The organism is Streptomyces sp. NPDC096311 (assembly GCF_044763085.1).
Lineage (GTDB): Bacteria > Actinomycetota > Actinomycetes > Streptomycetales > Streptomycetaceae > Streptomyces.
The window spans coordinates 1-17,402 of record NZ_JBIWFN010000043.1 but is presented as its reverse complement, the minus strand read 5'-3'; the positions used below and the strand labels follow the sequence as shown (position 1 = coordinate 17,402).

General features: G+C 68.4%; 14 protein-coding genes and 6 pseudogenes. 8 read left to right on the top strand and 12 right to left on the bottom strand.

Translation table 11 applies throughout. The features are described from left to right. Positions 1–91: 91 nt before the first annotated feature. The 3 genes from ACIRA5_RS51925 (at position 92) to ACIRA5_RS51915 (ending at position 2,698) form a co-directional block, all read left to right on the top strand. Positions 92–1,108, top strand: coding sequence for a zinc-dependent alcohol dehydrogenase family protein (locus ACIRA5_RS51925; protein WP_403705231.1), 1,017 nt, complete (start codon positions 92–94; stop codon positions 1,106–1,108). Positions 1,109–1,197: 89 nt separating this feature from the next. After that, on the top strand, positions 1,198–1,569 hold the full coding sequence (locus ACIRA5_RS51920) for a DUF2255 family protein (RefSeq protein ID WP_403705228.1): 372 nt from the start codon (positions 1,198–1,200) through the stop codon (positions 1,567–1,569). Between the two features lie 37 nt (positions 1,570–1,606). Beyond that, a complete protein-coding gene (locus ACIRA5_RS51915) occupies positions 1,607–2,698 on the top strand; it encodes a cation:proton antiporter (protein ID WP_403705225.1) in 1,092 nt (363 codons plus the stop codon). Positions 2,699–2,818: 120 nt separating this feature from the next. On the opposite strand, the gene ACIRA5_RS51910 is transcribed toward ACIRA5_RS51915, so the two are convergent. The 7 genes and pseudogenes from ACIRA5_RS51910 to ACIRA5_RS51880 form a co-directional block, all read right to left on the bottom strand. After that, positions 2,819–3,223 (bottom strand): tautomerase family protein, encoded by a 405-nt coding sequence (locus ACIRA5_RS51910; RefSeq protein ID WP_403705222.1) that lies wholly within the window; start codon positions 3,221–3,223, stop codon positions 2,819–2,821. 105 nt (positions 3,224–3,328) lie between these two features. Beyond that, positions 3,329–4,021, bottom strand: a complete 693-nt coding sequence (locus ACIRA5_RS51905) for an MBL fold metallo-hydrolase (RefSeq protein WP_403705220.1) — start codon at positions 4,019–4,021, stop codon at positions 3,329–3,331. Positions 4,022–4,190: 169 nt separating this feature from the next. After that, a pseudogene (locus tag ACIRA5_RS51900) lies at positions 4,191–4,313 on the bottom strand (dihydrofolate reductase); the annotation flags it as partial. 249 nt (positions 4,314–4,562) lie between these two features. Beyond that, positions 4,563–4,730 (bottom strand): hypothetical protein, encoded by a 168-nt coding sequence (locus ACIRA5_RS51895; protein WP_403705217.1) that lies wholly within the window; start codon positions 4,728–4,730, stop codon positions 4,563–4,565. A 71-nt stretch (positions 4,731–4,801) separates the two neighbouring features. Beyond that, positions 4,802–5,800: a DUF1259 domain-containing protein gene (locus tag ACIRA5_RS51890; RefSeq protein ID WP_403705214.1), complete on the bottom strand. Its 999-nt coding sequence runs from the start codon at positions 5,798–5,800 to the stop codon at positions 4,802–4,804. 836 nt (positions 5,801–6,636) lie between these two features. After that, positions 6,637–7,384 (bottom strand): annotated as a pseudogene (locus ACIRA5_RS51885) (transposase family protein). Positions 7,385–7,497: 113 nt separating this feature from the next. Beyond that, positions 7,498–7,782 carry a hypothetical protein gene (locus ACIRA5_RS51880; RefSeq protein WP_403705212.1) on the bottom strand — a complete coding sequence of 95 codons (285 nt, stop codon included), beginning with the start codon at positions 7,780–7,782 and terminating at the stop codon, positions 7,498–7,500. A 149-nt stretch (positions 7,783–7,931) separates the two neighbouring features. Between ACIRA5_RS51880 and ACIRA5_RS51875 the strand changes: the two are divergent. Together ACIRA5_RS51875 and ACIRA5_RS51870 are read left to right on the top strand one after the other, a co-directional pair. Continuing rightward, a pseudogene (locus ACIRA5_RS51875) lies at positions 7,932–8,129 on the top strand (endonuclease domain-containing protein); the annotation flags it as partial. A 99-nt stretch (positions 8,130–8,228) separates the two neighbouring features. Beyond that, a complete protein-coding gene (locus ACIRA5_RS51870) occupies positions 8,229–8,729 on the top strand; it encodes a transposase (RefSeq protein WP_403705267.1) in 501 nt (166 codons plus the stop codon). On the opposite strand, the gene ACIRA5_RS51865 is transcribed toward ACIRA5_RS51870, so the two are convergent. After that, entirely contained in the window at positions 8,726–9,130 is a 405-nt protein-coding gene (locus tag ACIRA5_RS51865) for a hypothetical protein (protein WP_403705209.1), read from the bottom strand. The two genes, ACIRA5_RS51870 and ACIRA5_RS51865, sit on opposite strands and share 4 nt — an antisense overlap. 2,400 nt (positions 9,131–11,530) lie before the next feature. Between ACIRA5_RS51865 and ACIRA5_RS51860 the strand changes: the two are divergent. Beyond that, positions 11,531–11,710 (top strand): annotated as a pseudogene (locus ACIRA5_RS51860) (SAM-dependent methyltransferase); the annotation flags it as partial. Between the two features lie 299 nt (positions 11,711–12,009). Here the strand turns inward: ACIRA5_RS51860 and ACIRA5_RS51855 are convergent. Continuing rightward, the gene (locus ACIRA5_RS51855; protein WP_403705207.1) at positions 12,010–12,699 is read right to left on the bottom strand and encodes a TetR/AcrR family transcriptional regulator; all 690 of its coding nucleotides are present in this window, start codon (positions 12,697–12,699) and stop codon (positions 12,010–12,012) included. Between the two features lie 203 nt (positions 12,700–12,902). On the opposite strand from ACIRA5_RS51855, the gene ACIRA5_RS51850 reads away from it, so the two are divergent. After that, positions 12,903–13,580 carry an SDR family NAD(P)-dependent oxidoreductase gene (locus tag ACIRA5_RS51850; protein WP_403705204.1) on the top strand — a complete coding sequence of 226 codons (678 nt, stop codon included), beginning with the start codon at positions 12,903–12,905 and terminating at the stop codon, positions 13,578–13,580. Between the two features lie 577 nt (positions 13,581–14,157). Next, positions 14,158–14,310: a hypothetical protein gene (locus ACIRA5_RS51845; protein ID WP_403705201.1), complete on the top strand. Its 153-nt coding sequence runs from the start codon at positions 14,158–14,160 to the stop codon at positions 14,308–14,310. A gap of 99 nt (positions 14,311–14,409) precedes the next feature. Here ACIRA5_RS51845 and ACIRA5_RS51840 read toward each other — a convergent pair whose 3' ends face one another. The 3 genes and pseudogenes from ACIRA5_RS51840 to ACIRA5_RS51830 all read right to left on the bottom strand — a co-directional run. Further along, on the bottom strand, positions 14,410–15,171 hold the full coding sequence (locus ACIRA5_RS51840) for a GntR family transcriptional regulator (RefSeq protein WP_403705199.1): 762 nt from the start codon (positions 15,169–15,171) through the stop codon (positions 14,410–14,412). A 31-nt stretch (positions 15,172–15,202) separates the two neighbouring features. Continuing rightward, a pseudogene (locus ACIRA5_RS51835) lies at positions 15,203–16,632 on the bottom strand (ATP-binding protein). After that, positions 16,629–17,402, bottom strand: a pseudogene (locus ACIRA5_RS51830) (NAD(P)/FAD-dependent oxidoreductase); the annotation flags it as partial. The pseudogenes ACIRA5_RS51830 and ACIRA5_RS51835, both read right to left, overlap by 4 nt.

Sequence of the window (17,402 nt, the reverse complement as noted above, 5' to 3'; positions counted from 1 at the left end):
GGCCGCCGACCGGCAAGGGCCACTCACCGGCGCGAAGAGCCCACCCGGGCCCAAGCCACCCCCACCCGAGAAACGCCTCAGGAGAGAAGACATGCGCGCAACCGTGATCCACGCCCCCGGTGACATCCGGGTGGAGGACGTCCCCGAGCCGAAGATCCTCAAGCCGACGGACGCGATCATCCGCACAGTCGCCACCTGTGTCTGCGGCTCGGACCTGTGGCCCTACCGCGGAGCGGAACCCACTACCGAACCGCACCCCATGGGTCACGAATACGTCGGCATCGTCGAAGAGGTCGGCAGCGACGTGAACAACGTCAAGCCCGGCCAGTTTGTCGTCGGCTCCTTCGCCACCTCCGACAACACCTGCGCTAACTGCCGACGCGGCTGGCAGTCGAGCTGTCTCAACCGCGAGTTCATGTCCACCTGCCAGGCCGACTACGTGCGCATCCCCAATGCCCACGGCACCCTCGTCGCCACCGACGAGCACCCGGACGCCGAGCTGGTGCCCGGTCTGCTGGCCGTCTCCGACGTCATGGGCACCGGCTGGTGGGCCGCGCTGGCCGCCGAGGTCAAGCCCGGCTCGACGGCCGTCGTCGTCGGCGACGGAGCCGTCGGCCTGTGCGGCGTCATCGCCGCCAAGGAACTCGGCGCCGAGCGCATCATCGCCATGTCCCGCCACGAGTCCCGCCAGAAGCTCGCCCTGGAGTTCGGTGCGACCGACATCGTGACCGAACGCGGCGAGGACGGTGTAGCCCGTATCAAGGACCTCACCGACGGCATCGGCGCCGATTCCGTCCTGGAATGCGTCGGCACCTCCCAGGCCATGAGCCAGGCCCTGCACTCCGCCCGCCCCGGCGGCAGCGTCGGCTTCGTCGGCATCCCGCACGAGGTAGCCGTCGACGGCCTGGAGCTGTTCTTCTCCCAGGTGGGCCTGCGCGGCGGTCCGGCCCCCGTCCGCCGCTACCTGCCCGACCTCATCGACCGCGTCCTGAGCGGCCACATCAACCCGGGCAAGGTCTTCGACCTCACCCTCCCCCTCGACCAGGCCGCCGAGGGCTACAAGGCCATGGACGAACGTCGCGCCATCAAGACGCTGCTGCAGCCCTGACCCGAACGCCTCGTGGGCGTGAGCTGCCCAAGCCGCGTTCACGCCCACGAGGGCGCATTCCGCCGCACCGTCGAAGAGGAGGCAAGCCCATGACGACGTGGAGGAACGACAAGCTGACCCGGATCGGGCGCGCCGAGGAACTACAGATGGCCCCCTCGCGCCGCGATGGAACGCCGCGCGCGCCGCTGCCGATCTGGGTTGTTCGCGACGGCGACGACCTCTACATCCGCTCCTTCCGGGGCAGTTCCGGCGCCTGGTGCCGCGTTGCCCGGGCCAGCCGCGAGGGCCATATCCGCTCCGGTGGTGTCGCCAAAGACCTCACCCTCGTCGAGGTCACCGACCCGGTCGTCAACGACCGCATCGACACCGCCTGCCGCACCAAGTACGGCCGCTACGGTGCGCGTTACGTCGATCCCCTGTCGGCGTCGCGGGACACGACCCTGAAGCTCATACCCCGCTGAACAGCAACTCTTCTTTCACCCCTCCAGGAGAAGTACCTTGCTCGGTCTCGAACTCGTCGTGGTCCTGGGCGTGGCAGTGCTGATCGGTACCGCCGTGGGGCAACGCCTCGGCTTCGCCCCGCCCGTCGTCCTGCTCGTGACGGGCATGCTCCTGGGATTCATCCCGACGGTACGGCAAGCCCAACTTCCCCCGGAGATCATCCTGCTCCTCTTCCTCCCGGTCCTGCTCTACTGGGAGAGCCTGACCACCTCACTGCGGGAGATCCGCACCAACCTGCGCGGCATCGTGCAGCTGAGCACCGTGCTGGTCATCCTCACCGCGTGGGCGGTCGCCGCGGCGGGACACGCCCTCGGCCTGCCGTGGGGGCCCGCCTGGGTGCTCGGCGCGGCCCTGGCCCCCACCGATGCCACCGCGGTCGCCGTCCTGGCTCGCGCCCTGCCACGCCGCCAGGTCACCATCCTGCGTGCGGAGAGCCTGGTCAACGACGGCACGGCCCTCGTCGTCTACGGTCTCGCCGTCGGCATCACGGTCGGCAAGGAACACCTCAGCCTCCCGCACGTCGGCGGACTGTTCCTGCTCGCCTACGGCGGCGGGGCCGCCGTCGGAGTCGCGGTCACCTGGGTCAACATGAACCTGCGGCGCCGTCTGACCGACCCCCTGCTCGGCAACCTCGTCATGATCCTGGCGCCCTTCACCGCCTACCTGCTCGCCGAGCTGGTCGAGGCCTCCGGTGTCCTCGCGGTCGTCATCAGCGGTCTGATCATGAGCCAGGTCGCCCCGCGCATCATCCCGGCCCGACACCGCACCCAGGCACTGGCGTTCTGGCCGCTGGCCACCTTCCTCATCAACGGCGCGCTGTTCGTCCTGGCCGGGGTGGAGCTGCAGTACGCGGTCCGTAACCTCAGCCGCGCCGACCTCCAGGACGCGCTGATCGCGGTGGGTGTCATCTGCGTGGTGCTCGTCGTCGTACGCTTCGCGTTCCTGTACGCCTCCACCTATCTGGTCCGCGCACTCGACCGCCGTCCGCGGCAACGCCTGCTGCGGGTCGGGCATCGGGGGCAGTCGAGGACCAGGCCGTCGGCGCAGTACGCCGCGTCGTCACCGTCCACGACGGCGAGCGGTCCGTGAGCGAAGCGTACGTCTGTGTCAGCCGGGGCCGCGCTCTGCTGGGGTGGTGAGACGGGGGCCGGATGGTGTGGTGCGGACTCGGTGCCCGGGAGACTCTGGGCGGTCGCGGGACGGTCGTCGTCAGCGGCCGGGGACGGGGAGGTCGCCCTCGATGTACTGGGCGCGGCCGTCGGCGAAGGACCAGTCCTCGGCGCCGTTCTCGAAGTAGCTGATGAACAGGTCCTTGCCGTCGACACCGGCTTCGGCGAGCTGCTTGGCGAGCGTGCGGTACATGAGCTGCTTGTCCGGGGTGCTGCGGCCGCGCTGGGTGAAGATGTGGACGATGACGGTACCGGGGGTGCGCTCAAAGTCCAGGCCGGCGTCCAGGGCGATGATCTCGTCGGGGTCGTGCTGGGTGACGATCTGGAAGCGGTCTCGCTTGGGGATCTTCAGGACGTCGATGAGGGACTGCTGGACGGCGTCAGCGATGGCCCGGATGTTCTCGGGACTGCGCCCACGGATCATGTCGATGCGTACAAGGGGCATGGCGAACTCCTTCGAGTGAGGTTCGGTCAGGGCTCCAGGGAGAAACAGGTGCCGTGGTCGGCGACGCGCCGGATGCCGGTGAGGCCCGCGTCGTCGAAGGCGTGCTCAATAGCCTCGCGGGCCTTCTGCGAAGTGGGCCCAGCCTGTGTAGGGGCGGGGATGTTGACGGGTGCGCCGAGGACCTCGGCGGCCGCGGCGGCGCGGACGCCGTCGCGGCTGACGGGACGCTCGCGGAACTTGAGCCCGGGATGCGTGGGGTGCGGGGGGGGTGATCTCGGTGACGGTGCGAGTGGAGGCGTTGGCCCCGCTGCTGTAGACGGTGGGCAGTCCGTCTCCGGTGAGGATGAAGCCGACGAACTGACAGTTGACCTCGCCGTCCGCGTCGCGTTCGCCGTCGTCGGGGCCGTGGGCGGCGGCCACGGGGGTGACGATGAGTTCGCCGCCGTCCGGGCCGGTGCACGTGTGGGTGTCCCGGGCGGCCAGGCCCTTGGCGGGGGCGCCGAGCCGGTCGGCGCTGCCCGTGGCGGTGAGCGGCAGCGGGGTGACCGGCGCGACGGCGCGGCCGGAGTCGTCGAAGTTGTCGGCGTGGTTGCCGTGGCTGACCAGGTCGACGTCGGCAAGCCGGTCCTCGACAAGGGCCGGGCCCTGGGTCTTGATCAGGTAGCCGTGAAAGCCCAGCGCGTCGACGGTTGAGGCGGAAACGATGCGCAGCCCGCCGAGGTCGAGGACAGTCGCGGGCCAGCCGACCACCAGGGCCGAGCCGTCGTGACGAGGAAGGAGGGAGGAGAGCGACGCCATGCTGCTTGAGCTCCTTCGGCACGGAGGGTGCTGCAATGCCCGGCGATACGGGCCCCCGTCTCTCATAGTCGACCGTAGGGAGATAACGGGAGCAAGCGGAAATGCCGCTCCGGCTACAGCTATGCCCCTCCTGCATGGGTGCAGGTCACGGCCGCCTCCAGTGCCGTATCGAGTTGCGGCCGAGCCGGATCGCGTCGGAGTGCTCGTACCAACCAGCGTCCTCGTCCGGACCGCCCGGCGCCTGCATGACACCGTCCAACGTCAGGAACGTGCAAACGATGATCTTGCGCATGGTGCGCTCCCTTCGTCGACGGGTAGACCGCACAAGCGCCGGAAACTCATCGGCGGAACTTCCGCGGTGCAGCACCCGCCCCGCCGGGATGATCCAAACGACAGGCCCTGGTCAAGAGGCCCAACGCCGACGGTCGCCTCGCCACAGAGCGGCGTGGTCTTGCGGAAGGGGGGTGCTTACGCCGTAAGCACCCCCCTTCTCGGCTAAGCCCCCTACACTCCCGCAGTCATCTCAAAACGGCTCCCGCAGTCACGTGCGTAGCCAGCCGGGGTAGTCGTGGCCGATGATGGCGCCCCGGCTGAGCCGGTGATCGGTGATCACCTGCTTGACGGAGTCGAAGCCGGTGATCAGCCAGACGTCCGCATCGCCGTAGGGAAGCCGGATGCGTGCGGGGGAATCGCGGTGCATCAGGTCCACGAGCGCAGGGTCGAACTCCAGGGCTTCGCTGAAGTCGAACGGGCAGATGTCTGTCTCGTTGTCCGCGGTCCTCAGCCGGCCTCTCCGGGCATGGGTACGACGTTGGTGGTGTCCACGGCCCGGCGGATGGCTTGGGCGAGCCTGACGGCATTGCCGACGGCCCAGTAGTGGACAAAGAACAGGCGTGGTTCGTCTGTGAGGCTGTGGTGGTGCACCTCGACGAGTTCGACGCCACCGCGCCGCAGGGCCGCGAGGGCCGGCTGGACCTCCTTGGCGATCATGACTAGGTCCCCGCTGAGGGCCGCCCCTCCGCCGCCGAGCGGCTGGAAGTTGACGGAGGTGGTGGAGCCCAGTCCCGGGGGCAGGATCACATGGCCGTCGGTGACGGTCTCGCGGCGGACATAGGTGCTCTTGTAGATCTTGCCGTCGGCGGCGCCCGTGACGCCCATGGCGGCATCGATCGCGGCGGTGTCCAGGTCGACGGGCCGCGAGGGGGTGGTGGGTTCGGCGGGCGGGGTGCCCGTGCAGTCGAATGCGGCGCGCAGACCGCGTGCGACGGTGACCGGATCGTGGCCGTGGGCGTGCAGATGAACCCACCAGACATCCGGCTCGTGCGCGAGCAGGTGCTTGTGAATGGCGGTCTGCATGATCCCGCGCTCCTGCAGGACGTCAATGAAGTGCTGCAGTTCGCCCTCTTTGACCACCGCGTCGCCCATCAAAAGCGTGCTGTGGTCTGCGTACCGGACGAAGGACACGTGCGAGCCCAGGGCGAGCGCCGGGTCGATCCGGATGCCGCGGGAGAAGACCGTGAGGTCCCGGCGCGGCAAGCCCGTGTGGTACATGAACCGCCTCATGTCACCAGGTCGGCCGAGTGCCTCGCCCACGTCCGCCCAGTCCGCCAGCTTGGTCATCACCGGTTCGACCAGGGCGCGGGCCTCCGGCCCGGCGGACAGGGCGCGGGCCCCGGCAGGCGAACCGGTGAGTGCGGGTGCAAGGGCGGCCGCTGCCAGCACACGGCGCCGGGACGCGGTGTGTCGGGAGCGGCTGTCCTGCTGTTGATCGTCAGCCATGTCGTGTGCCTCCTGGCCCGATGGAAGCATGGGAGACCGCGTGGACCGGTGAACGGCACAGTCACTCCCTCCAAGTGGGCTAAGGCCCTAACTGGCTGCCGGGGCACTGACGTCTGCCGGACACACCGCGGCGGCCGAGGGGCGACGCCTCGCGAGTGGTGAGGTCATGCAGACCACGCGGCTCCGCTCAGGATCGTGGCGGAAGACGCCTGTCGGCCCGCGGCCAGGCTGTCCGTGCTGTCCGCACGGGCCAGCAGCACGATCCGGCACGGAGGCGGCTGCGCCGCCCGTTGACTGCACAGTCATGAGCTCCGCCTCGCTACATCATTTCGCGGGGCGCGATCGTTGCCGCCGAATTCGCCAACAGTGTCCGCATCGGCCGGGCCCCTCCTGCTTCTGGAGGGACACACCGCTCGTGGCCGTAGCGATCTCCGCCGTCGTCCTGCTCGGCATTGTTGTCGTCGTCCTGATCCGGAGCGGCTCCGTACGCCTCTCGCACGCCCTGGCCTGCGCTCTGTTCGGCTTCCTCTTCGCTCCGGCGCCGCGCCCGCCAAGTCGTAGCCGACACGGCAGGCTGCGGCCTCCTCCCCGTCCAGCCGCGCCATGCAGAACGTCCACACCTCATCGAGCCGTACCGGGCTGCCGCCTATGGTCACTTCCCGATCCTCCGTCCGTACGCCGATGCTGCCCCACCGGGTGGCCGGGCGTCGGCGCGGTCCGCAGCGCCGCGTGAACGATAGCCCCCTGCTTGGCCTCCGGGATCAGGCGGTTGAAGTCAAGTCGTAACACCTGTTTGGTGTAAGACCATGGAGTGCGGTAGCTGACATTGAGCTTCTTCAGCGTTGCCGCTCCAGGGTGAGGATGGCTTTGGCGATTGACGTCATGCGGTGGGGACTGCATCGGGATCTGCGGAAGATCCGCCAGGACTTCAGCCGTGCGACGCCATGCTCGACCGGTGCCCGTGCCGCGGACAGAGCCCGGTTGGCAGTCTTCTCGGTGAGGGTGAGTTCCTGCAGGGGTCTGCGTTTGATGCCCGTGGTCACCCAGGGGCCGCCGCCCTGGTAGGCGAGATCGGCCCGAATGGGGACGCCCTGGCGCTCGCAGATGCGGATGATCCGGTGGATGCGGGCCGCGGTCAGGTCGTGCGCTCGGCCCGGCAACGCGGGTGAGAGCCACAGCAATCGGCCGTCCGGATCGGTGACCACCTGTACGTTCACCCCGTGCCTGCGGTGCTTGTGGGAGTAGTCGGCCCGTCCGTCACCGACCCGGTCGCACTCGGCGAGCGTGCCGTCCGGCAGGACGAAGTCCGCATCGGCCTCACGCAGGACGTTCAGCAGACCCGGCGCACGTTCGGCGAGCAGGCGGATGACCGCGCTGGTGTAGGTGGGCGGTGGACTCGCTGATCCCGAACCCCGCAGCGATCTTCGCCAGGGTGGTGTGCTCGCGCAGGTACACCAGTGCCACCATCGCGCGTTGAGACGGGCGGAGCTTGCAGCGCCGGTCGCCCTCACGGGTGACGACGAGCATGGTCACCCACTCCACGAGTGCATGGGGCAGGTCGAGTGCGGCAGGATAGATGACCAACGAGGCCCCCGAGCAGCGTGGTTGAGACGTCAGACATCTCGATCAACAGCCCGGGGGCCTCGCCCGTTGCGCTTCGTGGACCGTCACCTGATCGGTGGCCAGCTCGAAGAAGCTCATTGATGCTTGTCAGTGCTGTCCGGCACGATGCGCTCATGTCGACCCTTGATGACCTCCCCCCGTACCGCAAGGCGAAGCTGCTGTGGGAGTTCGACCACTTCGGCGAGCACGGTATTGACGCGATGGTTCGCGAGCGGGCCGGGAAGCCGTGTGGATTGTCCGGGGTCCTCAGTCCCTCCTCGCCGCGGATGGCCGTGCTCGGCGGAGACGGCCGCTTCCATCTGATGAGCGATGGCCGGATGATCTGTTCCGAGAAGTTCACCGATCAGGGCTGGGAGCACCAGGACCACTGCTCGTGGACGGAGACCGACGGACGGCTGGTCTACGGCTTCCGAGCCGGCGGGACGTTCGGGTCCACCACGTACACGTGGTTCGTGCAGGCGACCACGGCCGAAGGCGTACCCCCCTCGTCGGTACCGCCGGAGCAGCAATGCCAGGGCTCCCGTCACCGCACCCTCCAACACTGGCCGCCACCCCCGGCCAAGACGCCTGCCGTACGGCGCCTGCGAGCTGCCCTGATCGACTCCCTCGGGCCGGACTCCACCTGTGCGGTGCCCTTCCAGGGGCGATGGTGGATCACGACTACTCCACGGGCATGGTGCGTGGCCTCCTGTGCAAGCTGTGCAACCGGACCGTGGAGGAATGCCCGCACGTCGACGGCTGCCCGAAGGCCGACTACATGAGCAACCCGCCTGCGGCGCACCTGGCTTTGCCGTATCCGCCCCACCTGGCGTACGAGCCCAAGGCGTCGACGAGGGCACAGAAGATCGAGTTGCTCGGCAAATCCGGCCACCGGTCCCGGCTGATCTACCGCATTCACCTCGATCGCGGCCCCGCGAAAGGCCGACGCAAGGGCTTCACCGAGACCGACTGCGCCCGCCTGCTCGACTCCGCACACCAGCAGCTCGGCGGCCCGATCGTCCTGGTCTGGGACAACCTGAACACGCACGTCAGCCACACCATGCGGCAGCTTGTCGGCGCCCGATTATGGCTGACCGTCTACCAACTCCCGACGTACGCACCCGAGTTAAACCCGGTCGAGGGCGTCTGGTCGCACCTGAAACGGTCCCTGGCCAATCTCACCAAACACAGCCTCGACCAGCTCACCGCACTGGTGAAGACCCGGCTCAAACGGATGCAGTACCGACCCGGCCTCATCGACGGCCTCATCACCAAGACCGGGCTCGACTTCCAACCTCCGCAACCTCAGCCGTTAAAGATCTTCTAGATGGTGTTAGGGGGCAGCAGGTGCGGGGCGCGGGCGCCGAGGATGCCAAAGACCTCGTTCTTCGCCGGACCTCGCAGCTCCGCCATGAAGGCGGGGTCCACCCGGCCAGCCCTAGCCCAGATCCCGCCGAGGGACTCCGCACACTGCTGGGCCAGCACGCTGGTGAAGTCCTCAGCGCGAATGATCCGGATTAGGCACGATTCGACGAGGGGGCCGGAGAAATCCTCCAGGTACATTGCAGCGTCGGACTTCTCGTCCTCGCGCGCTGCAGGGTCGTCGAGGATTCCGACGAGCAGAACCATTCGCTCCTCGGGTGAGATCTCCGCCCGGCTCTCCAGCGAAGTCTCATACGCGGTGCGGGGCAGTCCCCTTCCAAACAGCCCCTCCAGCCAAGTCCTCATCACAACAGATCCTCGATCCCGTCCACAATGCCCACGCCGATGTCGCTGCCGACCACGGGCTCGACAGGACCGCCGACAGACCCGCTGACACCGTCGTGGATGGCAGCATCAGCAGCCTGCCGCCAGCCTTGGCACGGTCGACCTTGGCAGATCGATGGCTCGGCGCGGCGCCCACGGCCCGTCCAAGGGTATGTGCTCCTTCGTAACCCCAGCCGTTAAAGATCTCTAGCAGGAATCAGAGTGATTTTTTGGACACGAATCCGCATGAAGCAGCTGCGCGCCCGCAATGCACGCGAGAGGCTGCAAACCATTGGAGCGGTCGATGTTTCTGCAGCTCAGGGCCCACATCGGCGACTTGAGCAGCCTATAGTGCAGCCTTCCACAATCCGCGCGAATTCCGATTATGCAGAGTACTGAAACCAATCACTCGTTGGTGAGGTTCACTGTGTCTGGCAGCACAGGAGCGCCCGGCCGTCGGGATCTTGGCGGACACGACGGCCGGGCTTGGACGAAGGACATCGCAATGCCCTCCCTCACCATTCTCATCCTCGCACTGGCCATCGTGGTCGCAGTCCTGGTCTACAAGGACGAAAAACTCGGCGCAGCCGTCGCTGCGGGCGCCACCCTGATCGTCGCCCTGTACGCCCTCCTCGGCCCGCAGCCCGCCGTGGACACACGCAGCCTTCCGGGCCGACGAGCACATCCGCCTCCAGTCGCCCGTGAAAGCGCCCGAATCAGAGGGCATGGTCAGCTCGGACGAAGACCGGGGAGAGAGAACGTCGGCGGGTCCGCCATGAGCGCTAAAACAGGGCCATCGTCCCCAGCGGGCCAGCCAGTTCCTCACCGGCTGGCTCGTCCTCGATCTCCACGAACTCCATCTGCGCGCCGGGCCCCGGCAGGTCCACGATCGCCAGAGAGCCCGCGCAGGATACGAGGGCGTCCCCGAACACCTCGGGCCGCTCGGTCGGATCGTGCCGCCACAGACGCCCTTGCTGGGCCGTCCGGCCACTATCCCGGCCGCGATGTGCCGCTGGCAGAACTCGCACTCAGCTCGGGGCATCTTCACGCAAACCAGTCTGCCGATCTCAGACCTGCCGCGCACAGCAGATTGGGCTGTCGGCATCCCTTGGGGGCATGCGAACGAGAAGACCTCAGTGCACACACTTAGTTGTATCCAATCTCAGAACCAACACGAGAACCGGCGTAGCCATCGCAAGGAGGAAACAGGCGCGGCCCTTACGACGACTCAAGCTGACGGCCTGCCCTACCCTCTTTCGGTATGCCAGCCGACCGGTACGTCGAGCAGTTCCTCCTGTACGCCCTCGAAGCACAGTTCGTGGCAGCTGCAGCCGTCATGGCAAGTTCGCGGCTCGACGCATCACACCAAGCCGGTATCGTCTCGTCGCTGGTCGTCGAGGGATAATCGACTACGCCCACAGCCTCGGCAAACCCATCCGCTGCACCCATCCCGCAGCCGAAGACGGTCACGACAGCACTCCGGCGCCCGCCCGATGAACGGCCTGACCAGCCGGGTGTATCTCGAACACGGCAACCCCGTCACCGTGGTCATCCCGCGCTGCACCCGCCGCGTCCCCGACACCACCGGCGACTGACCGCACTTCCAGTGGCCCGGCTGGCGACCGGCCGCCGGGCCACCCAACGTTGCGGTCCTCCGCGCCCACGGAGCGATCGTTGTCCGGCCGTTTTGCGGCCTCACCCGAAGCGCTCCGGCCAAGGGCACGGTCACGAGCACGTCCGGCAGGACACCAGCGCCCAGCGCGCCCGGACGGCCCACCCCAACCTCTCCTCGGATTCGGTGGACGTCGCCGACGTGAGGGGGCCTCGGACTGGCCGTCCTGATCCAGGTCGAGAACAGGAGCCCTGCGGGTCTGGGCGCAGGCCGCGCCCGCTCGCGTGACGGGTGCGAGCGGGTACGGCACCACCGAGCCTTACCAGGATGGCTTGCCGGACTGACTTTGGTGGCGAGTGGTGTTCATCGACACGGCGGTCGATCAGATGCCCGTCCGTCTGTGGACGCTGGAAACCTCAGCCCAGCCCCGCGCCCTGGCCGCCCTTCTCGCCTGCACCGCCCATGCCGCCATCTGACCGCCAAGGAGCGGCCGCATCCATGCGGCCGCCTCTCCACCCTGTATGTCCTGGAGGCCCTGCGTCGTATGACGTGTTCAACGACAGCTTCGGTGCGCGCTGGCAGAACGCGCCGCCCCGGCGTACCCGCGCCGCCGTTCTCGCCATCAACTTGACCAACGCCTTGCTGAACCCGCCGGACGACCCGGCCCTGGCCGACGCCGTCGCCCGCCGGATCGGCCGGGACGCGGGCGTACGCGACTACGTCCTGGGCACCCCCGGCGCGGCCCGCGTCATCGACGACGCGGTGCACGAGGTCACCGCGCTGCGTGCTGGGCGACGAGGAGGCCGCCGACCGGGCGCGGCAGGTGGTCTGGCTGGGAGGCCGGCAGCCACACCCTGCGCGAGCGCGCTGCCGCCTACGGCCGCCCGATCAGCACCCCGCCGCAGCGCGAGGAGCGACCCGGCGGACTGATCTCGGCGATCCGCCGGTAGAGCACCTCCCGGTTCCCTAGATGATCGATTCCAAGGAGCCTGATGAGTGGAGCCAGGTTCATGCGCGGCCAGCCGTCATGCGTGCGCTGACCGCCTACGACCACTGAAGACTGCCGAGCATGCGGATGCTGAGGGGTGTCGGGGTCGCGGTCGCTCCGATCCGCGTAACGCCGTAGGGGGCTGGAGGTTCAGAAGGTGAGGAGCGCCTGAGGACCCTGCTCAAACTCCTCGCCAGCCGGGCGCCCACCCACGTCACCGTTCAGGGTGACGTGGTGGCCAGCGGCGTGTCGCGGGCGTGGTCACTTGTCGGTGTTCCGCTCGCGGGAGGTGACGCTCACCGGTCCGGCACGGAGCATGGCCTCGTAGAGGCTGTCATCTGCGGGCGGGTCGGGCAGCGGGCCCCGCGCAGGAGCCTGGAACGACTGGATCAGCAGGGCGACGAGGCGGCGCCAGGCGTCAGGAATGATGTCGCCGGCGAAGTTGACGATCCCGGCGTTCGCGATGAGCAGGAGGACGAGGTCCTGGCTGGCGAAGTCCTCCCGCAGGTGCCCGCTGTCCTTGGCACGGGCGATCAGCTCCAGAAAGCCGTGATAGGCCGCTGCGCGCTGCTGTTCCAGGGCCTCAGCGGCGGGGAAGGTCGTGGTCAGTACGTCGGCGAAGCCACGGTCGGCAGCCTGCATGGCGCAGATGGCTTCGATGAATCCGGTGAAGCCCGCCCAGGCGTCGGGGTCGTCGAGAGCGGCGTTGACGGCGGTGACGTAGGCATCCATGCGGTCGGCGAAGACCGCGGCGATCAGGTCTTCCTTGGCGCGGAAGTGACGAAAGAGCGTTGCGATTCCCACCCCCGCCTCACGTGCCACCGAGGCCATGGACGCGCCCAGTCCATCGCGCTCGAACACCGTGCGCGCAGCGGCGATGATCCGGCCGCGGTTGCGCTCGGCATCGCTGCGCAGGGGCTGGGCATCGGGCTGCTGGGGGCCAGAGGTCATGCCACCACCCTACCAACCGGAATGCCCTATCCATTTTCGGTGCTACGCTGACACAGGAAAAACGGATAGGGCTTTCCGATTAGAAACTGGATAGCCCTATCCGGTTGGGGCGCTGCACCTCCGGTGACCGCACCGGAGGCACAGCGCCCCACCGTCCCGACATCGCGGACGGTTCCCCTGTCACGCTTTACGAAAGGATCATCGTGACCAGCATCGCCATCGTTGGAGCGGGCCCCCAGCTGGGCTTGGCCATCGCGCGCACCTTCGGCTCCCGCGGCTTCGATGCCGCGCTCATCTCGCGCAACCGCGACAAGCTCGACCAGCTCGTCGGCAAGCTCACCGCCGAGGGCATCTCGGCCGCCGCGTTCCCCGCGGACGTTCTCGACCGCGACATGCTCACCCAGGCACTCAAGGACGCCGCCGCGCGGTTCGGCGGCATCGACGTCCTGGAGTACTCCCCGGTCGGCACGATCGACTCGACCGCCCTGACCACTCCCACCACGACCCAGCCGTCCGATGTGCAGCACGAGATGGAGTTCCAGCTGTACGGGGCGATCGCCGCCACGCAGGCGGTACTGCCCGCCATGCGCGAGGCCGGCGCGGGCACCCTGCTGTTCACCACGGGCGCCGGCTCAATCGACCCCGTCCCGCAGGTCGGCAACGTCAACGCCGCGGCAGCGGCCCTACGCAACTGGGTCATCAACCTGCACAAGGAACTCGACGGCACCGGCATCCAGGCCGCCCACGTCGGCATTGACGTGTCCATCGGCATGTCGGTCATCCCCGATTTCCCGACCGCTCAGCCCGAGGAGATCTCCCCCGCCTACTGGGAGCTGCACACCACCAAGCGCGACGAGGCCGAACTCGTCTTCAGCCGCTGAGACCGCACCTGGTTCCGCACCTGGTTCCTCATGGCAGTCCTTGATCGCGTTGCGGCCTGCCGGCCGCAACGCGACGCTCGAAGAGGCGGTCGCAGGAACACGAGTTGGGCAGGGGTCCGGTGTTCGAGCGTTTCCCGGCCTCGGAGGAACCGTTCCTCGTGCTGGACCATACCCAGACGTGTGTCGGCGAGGCCGCCCAGGTATCCGAAGCTGAACTCGGGACTCAGCTCGAAGCCCTGACCGCGGCCCTCACCACCCGCCGGGAAGGACCCCGACACGGCGACCTGTGGCCGCACCTGAGGGCCAGCATCGAGGGTGCCCCAGCGCCCGAGTCGATCGACTCCCTGTGTCAGCCGGCAGTGAGCATGCGACTCTGACTGCGCCCGGAGACCGACCGATGGCCCGGTCTGGCCCTTGGCCAGGGCGACAAGGAGTTGCCGTTCGAACTCTTCGTGGCCGTCGACAAAGGTCTAGAGCCGTCGCCCCTGGGCTGGTCAACTGCGTGAAGGCCCTGGGACCATCCCCGCGAGTACGGGGACCACGGCCGGGTGTCCATCGAGCCGAAGTTGACGGGGTGATGAAGTTCAACCAGGAGATGGGCCTCATGTTCGGCTGGTTCAACGACGAGGGCTTCGACGCGGACCTTCCCGCCCTGCGCGCCCAGCACCCCGAGCTGACCACCCTGGAGACCTGGGCGCGCCGGAACTGGACAGCTCCCGCCGCCCAGTGACCGCTCCTGCGCGCACGTGCCCCGTTCCGGAGGACCTCTCACTCCCCGAGGAGGGCCTTCGGCACGGGCATGGCATCCCCACGCGGCACGATCGCCGGTTCACGCCTCCCAGGGCGACGGACCCGCGTTGACCAGACGCATCGCCTTGGGTACAGCCGCCGGTTCGTAGGCCGGGGCGTGATCGCCCAGCACTCTCAGGGCCGTCCGCTCCAGATGGTGGGCCAGGCAGGACACGGCGGTGTCGCGGTCGCCCGCGACGACGGCGTCCAGGATCGCCGGGTGCTCGATGTTGCCCGGTTCGGACCAGCGTGTCGGGTCGAAGTGCTGGGTGATGCGGATGTACCGCACGCTGCGGTCGGACAGAGCCCGCAGCTGACGCTGCAGGGCCGCACCCGCGCCAGCGGTGAGCAGGCGGTGGTACTCGCCGTGCGCCGCGAACCAGCCCTCGATGTCCTTCGCCCTGGCCGCCCGGCGCATCGCCGTCACCTGCGCCTTGGCCTCGCGTCTTTCCCGGGCGCCGAAACCGTCCAAGGTCATGGTCAGCGCCAGCGTCTCCAGCATGATCCGCATCGCGTACTCGGCGTCCAGCTCGGCCGGGTCGATGCAGGTGACCCGCATCCGCTGGTTGGGCTCAGCCTCGACGAGACCCTCCTCCTGGAGCATGCGCAGCGCCTCGCGCACGGGCGTACGGCTCACTCCCAGCTGCCGGCCCAGCGCCACCTGCGACAGCACGGTGCCCGGCGCCAGCCGACCGTCCATGATGCATTCGCGCAGGAACGCGTGCAGCGGGGCGATCGACTGCCGGGCACCGGGCAGATCAAGCGGCTCGATGCCGTCGATGACGATGGTCGGCTGAGGCATGCCGCCCATTATGGCGTATCTGCATACACATTTAGTTGCGTCCAGGTGAAACCCTGAGGGGAAGGCGCACTTCGAAGCGTGTGTCACCGGGAACAGACTGCACCTGCGGGCTCCCGTGGTGCTTGGTCACGACGATCCGCCAGGAGATGTCGAGCCCGAGCCCGGTGCCCTCCCCCACCGGCTTGGTGGTGAAGAACGGGTCGAAGATGCGGGTGCGGATCTCGGGCTCGATGCCTGGCCCAGTGTCACCGAACTCGACGAGCAGCTGCTCTCCGTCCAGCGAGGTGCGCACCGTCAGCGTGCCCTCCCCCGCCATCGCCGCTGCAGCGTTGTCGATGAGGTTCGTCCAGACCTGGTTCAGCTCACCGGGGTACGCGGGGGATCTTCGGCAGCGTCCGGTCGTACTCCTTGACGACCCGGACCCCGGAGCCGATTTTCCCGCCGAGCATCACGAGGGTGCTGTCGAGCAGTTCGTGCACGTCGGTGATCTGGAAGGGGGCCCGGTCGAGGTGGGAGTACTGCTTGGCCGCGCCCACCAGGTGCGAGATGCGGTTGGTGGAGTCCTCGATCTCGTTCAGCAGCAGCTCGGTTTCGACCGTGTGCTCAAGCCATCGGAGCGTCCCGTCGAGGTTCTGCGCGTCGACGGTCGCCGCCACCCGGTCCAGCCAGTCGCTGTCGAGCCCGGCCTGCACGAACGTCGCCACCATCTCCCAGCCATCGGCTATGTCGCGCTCGTCGGGCCGGTCGGCGAGCGCGTCCTCCCGGTCGGATGCTTCGAGCGGGCTGAGATACGTGCTCTTCGAGACCTGTTCGGCGGTGCGCTCCTGGAGGTGGACGAGCGCCAGGGTGTGCTCCGCGTACGGCCCGACCGCGATCGCCGCGAGCTTGTGCCGTAGCCCGGCCATTCGCTCGCGCAGCGCCGACGCGGCCCGTACGGCGGCGGCAGCGGGGTTGTTCAGCTCGTGGGTCAGCCCGGCGGACAGCGAGCCGAGTGCCAGCAGCCGCTCGCGCTGGTTGACGGTCTGCTGGGTGGCCTGGGTACCGAAGAACAGCCCCTCCAGCAGATGGACGGCCATCGGGAACCAGTCCCGCATGATCGAGGCGAAGGTAGCGGCGGGCCGGACGAAGAACCGCGAAGGCTCCGTCACGCGCAGGGAGCTGCGGTACCTCTCGTCCTCGAAGCCTCGCATGTATGCCTGCAGGGCACCCGTGTACGTCCCCCGGTGCGAGGTGCGGTTGATCTCCACGTCATCCTCGCCGACCCGGCGGGTCATGACGAGGTGGCTTCGAGGAGGACGAACAAGCAGGTGGCAGGGTCGCCTTCCTGATGTACGGGGCCAGACCGAACCTCTCCACCCGGCCTTCGCGGCACAGCCGCGCCAGCTGCTCCTCGGTCAGATTCTCGAACAGGCAGAGCGTGCTCAGCTCCTCCACCTCGCAGGGCAGGGGCTGTGTGGTCATGACTGCTCCAAGTAGCGGTGGACGAGCATCACGGCCATGGCGCCCTCACTGGCGGCCGAGGCGACGCGCTTGGCCGACTCGGCGCGCACGTCGCCCGCCACGAAGACGCCCAGGACGCTGGTCTCCAGGTGGTACGGCGGCCACGTCGGTTCCCAGTCCCGCAGAGGCTGTCCGTCTACGGTCAGGTCGGGGCCGGCGATGATGTAGCCGCGGTCGTCCCGCGCCACGGTTCCCGCCAGCCAGTCGGTGTGCGGGGCGGCCCCGATGAGGTGGTCCCTGCCGTCCGCCTCCGCCACGACCGCGCCGGTGCGGACGGTGATGTTGGGCATCCGCTCGATCAGGTAGTGCGACATCGACGCGGCCAGGGACGGCCCGCGCACCAGCAGGGTGACCGACTTGGCGGTCTTGGACAGGTGCATGGCGGCCTGGCCGGCGGAGTTGGCGCCGCCGACGATGTACACATCGCGCCCTCAGGACGCGGAGGTCTCGGTGAGTACGGAGCCGTAGAAAACGCCGCGCCCGCACAGCTCGGTGAGGCCCGACGCGTCCAGCTGGCGGTAGGAGACACACGTCGCCAGCAGGACGCTGTGGGCCGCGATCGCGGAGCGGTCCGAGAACCAGACGGTGCGGGAGGCCGCATCGGTCTCAAGGCCGGTCACCTCGCGAGCGGTGAGGATCTCGGCGCCGAACTTCGTGGCCTGTCGGCGTGCCCGGTCGGTGAGTTGGGCGCCGGAGACGCCGTCCGGGAAGCCGAGGTAGTTCTCGATGCG

Excerpts from the sequence above, each read along its gene's own strand:
- ACIRA5_RS51925 (WP_403705231.1), top strand. The coding sequence starts at position 92 with ATGCGCGCAACCGTGATCCACGCCCCCGGTGACATCCGGGTGGAGGAC.
- ACIRA5_RS51920 (WP_403705228.1), top strand. The coding sequence starts at position 1,198 with ATGACGACGTGGAGGAACGACAAGCTGACCCGGATCGGGCGCGCCGAG.
- ACIRA5_RS51910 (WP_403705222.1), bottom strand. The coding sequence starts at position 3,223 with ATGCCCCTTGTACGCATCGACATGATCCGTGGGCGCAGTCCCGAGAAC.
- ACIRA5_RS51905 (WP_403705220.1), bottom strand. The coding sequence starts at position 4,021 with ATGGCGTCGCTCTCCTCCCTCCTTCCTCGTCACGACGGCTCGGCCCTG.
- ACIRA5_RS51890 (WP_403705214.1), bottom strand. The coding sequence starts at position 5,800 with ATGGCTGACGATCAACAGCAGGACAGCCGCTCCCGACACACCGCGTCC.
- ACIRA5_RS51865 (WP_403705209.1), bottom strand. The coding sequence starts at position 9,130 with ATGAGGACTTGGCTGGAGGGGCTGTTTGGAAGGGGACTGCCCCGCACC.
- ACIRA5_RS51855 (WP_403705207.1), bottom strand. The coding sequence starts at position 12,699 with ATGACCTCTGGCCCCCAGCAGCCCGATGCCCAGCCCCTGCGCAGCGAT.
- ACIRA5_RS51845 (WP_403705201.1), top strand. The coding sequence starts at position 14,158 with ATGAAGTTCAACCAGGAGATGGGCCTCATGTTCGGCTGGTTCAACGAC.
- ACIRA5_RS51840 (WP_403705199.1), bottom strand. The coding sequence starts at position 15,171 with ATGCCTCAGCCGACCATCGTCATCGACGGCATCGAGCCGCTTGATCTG.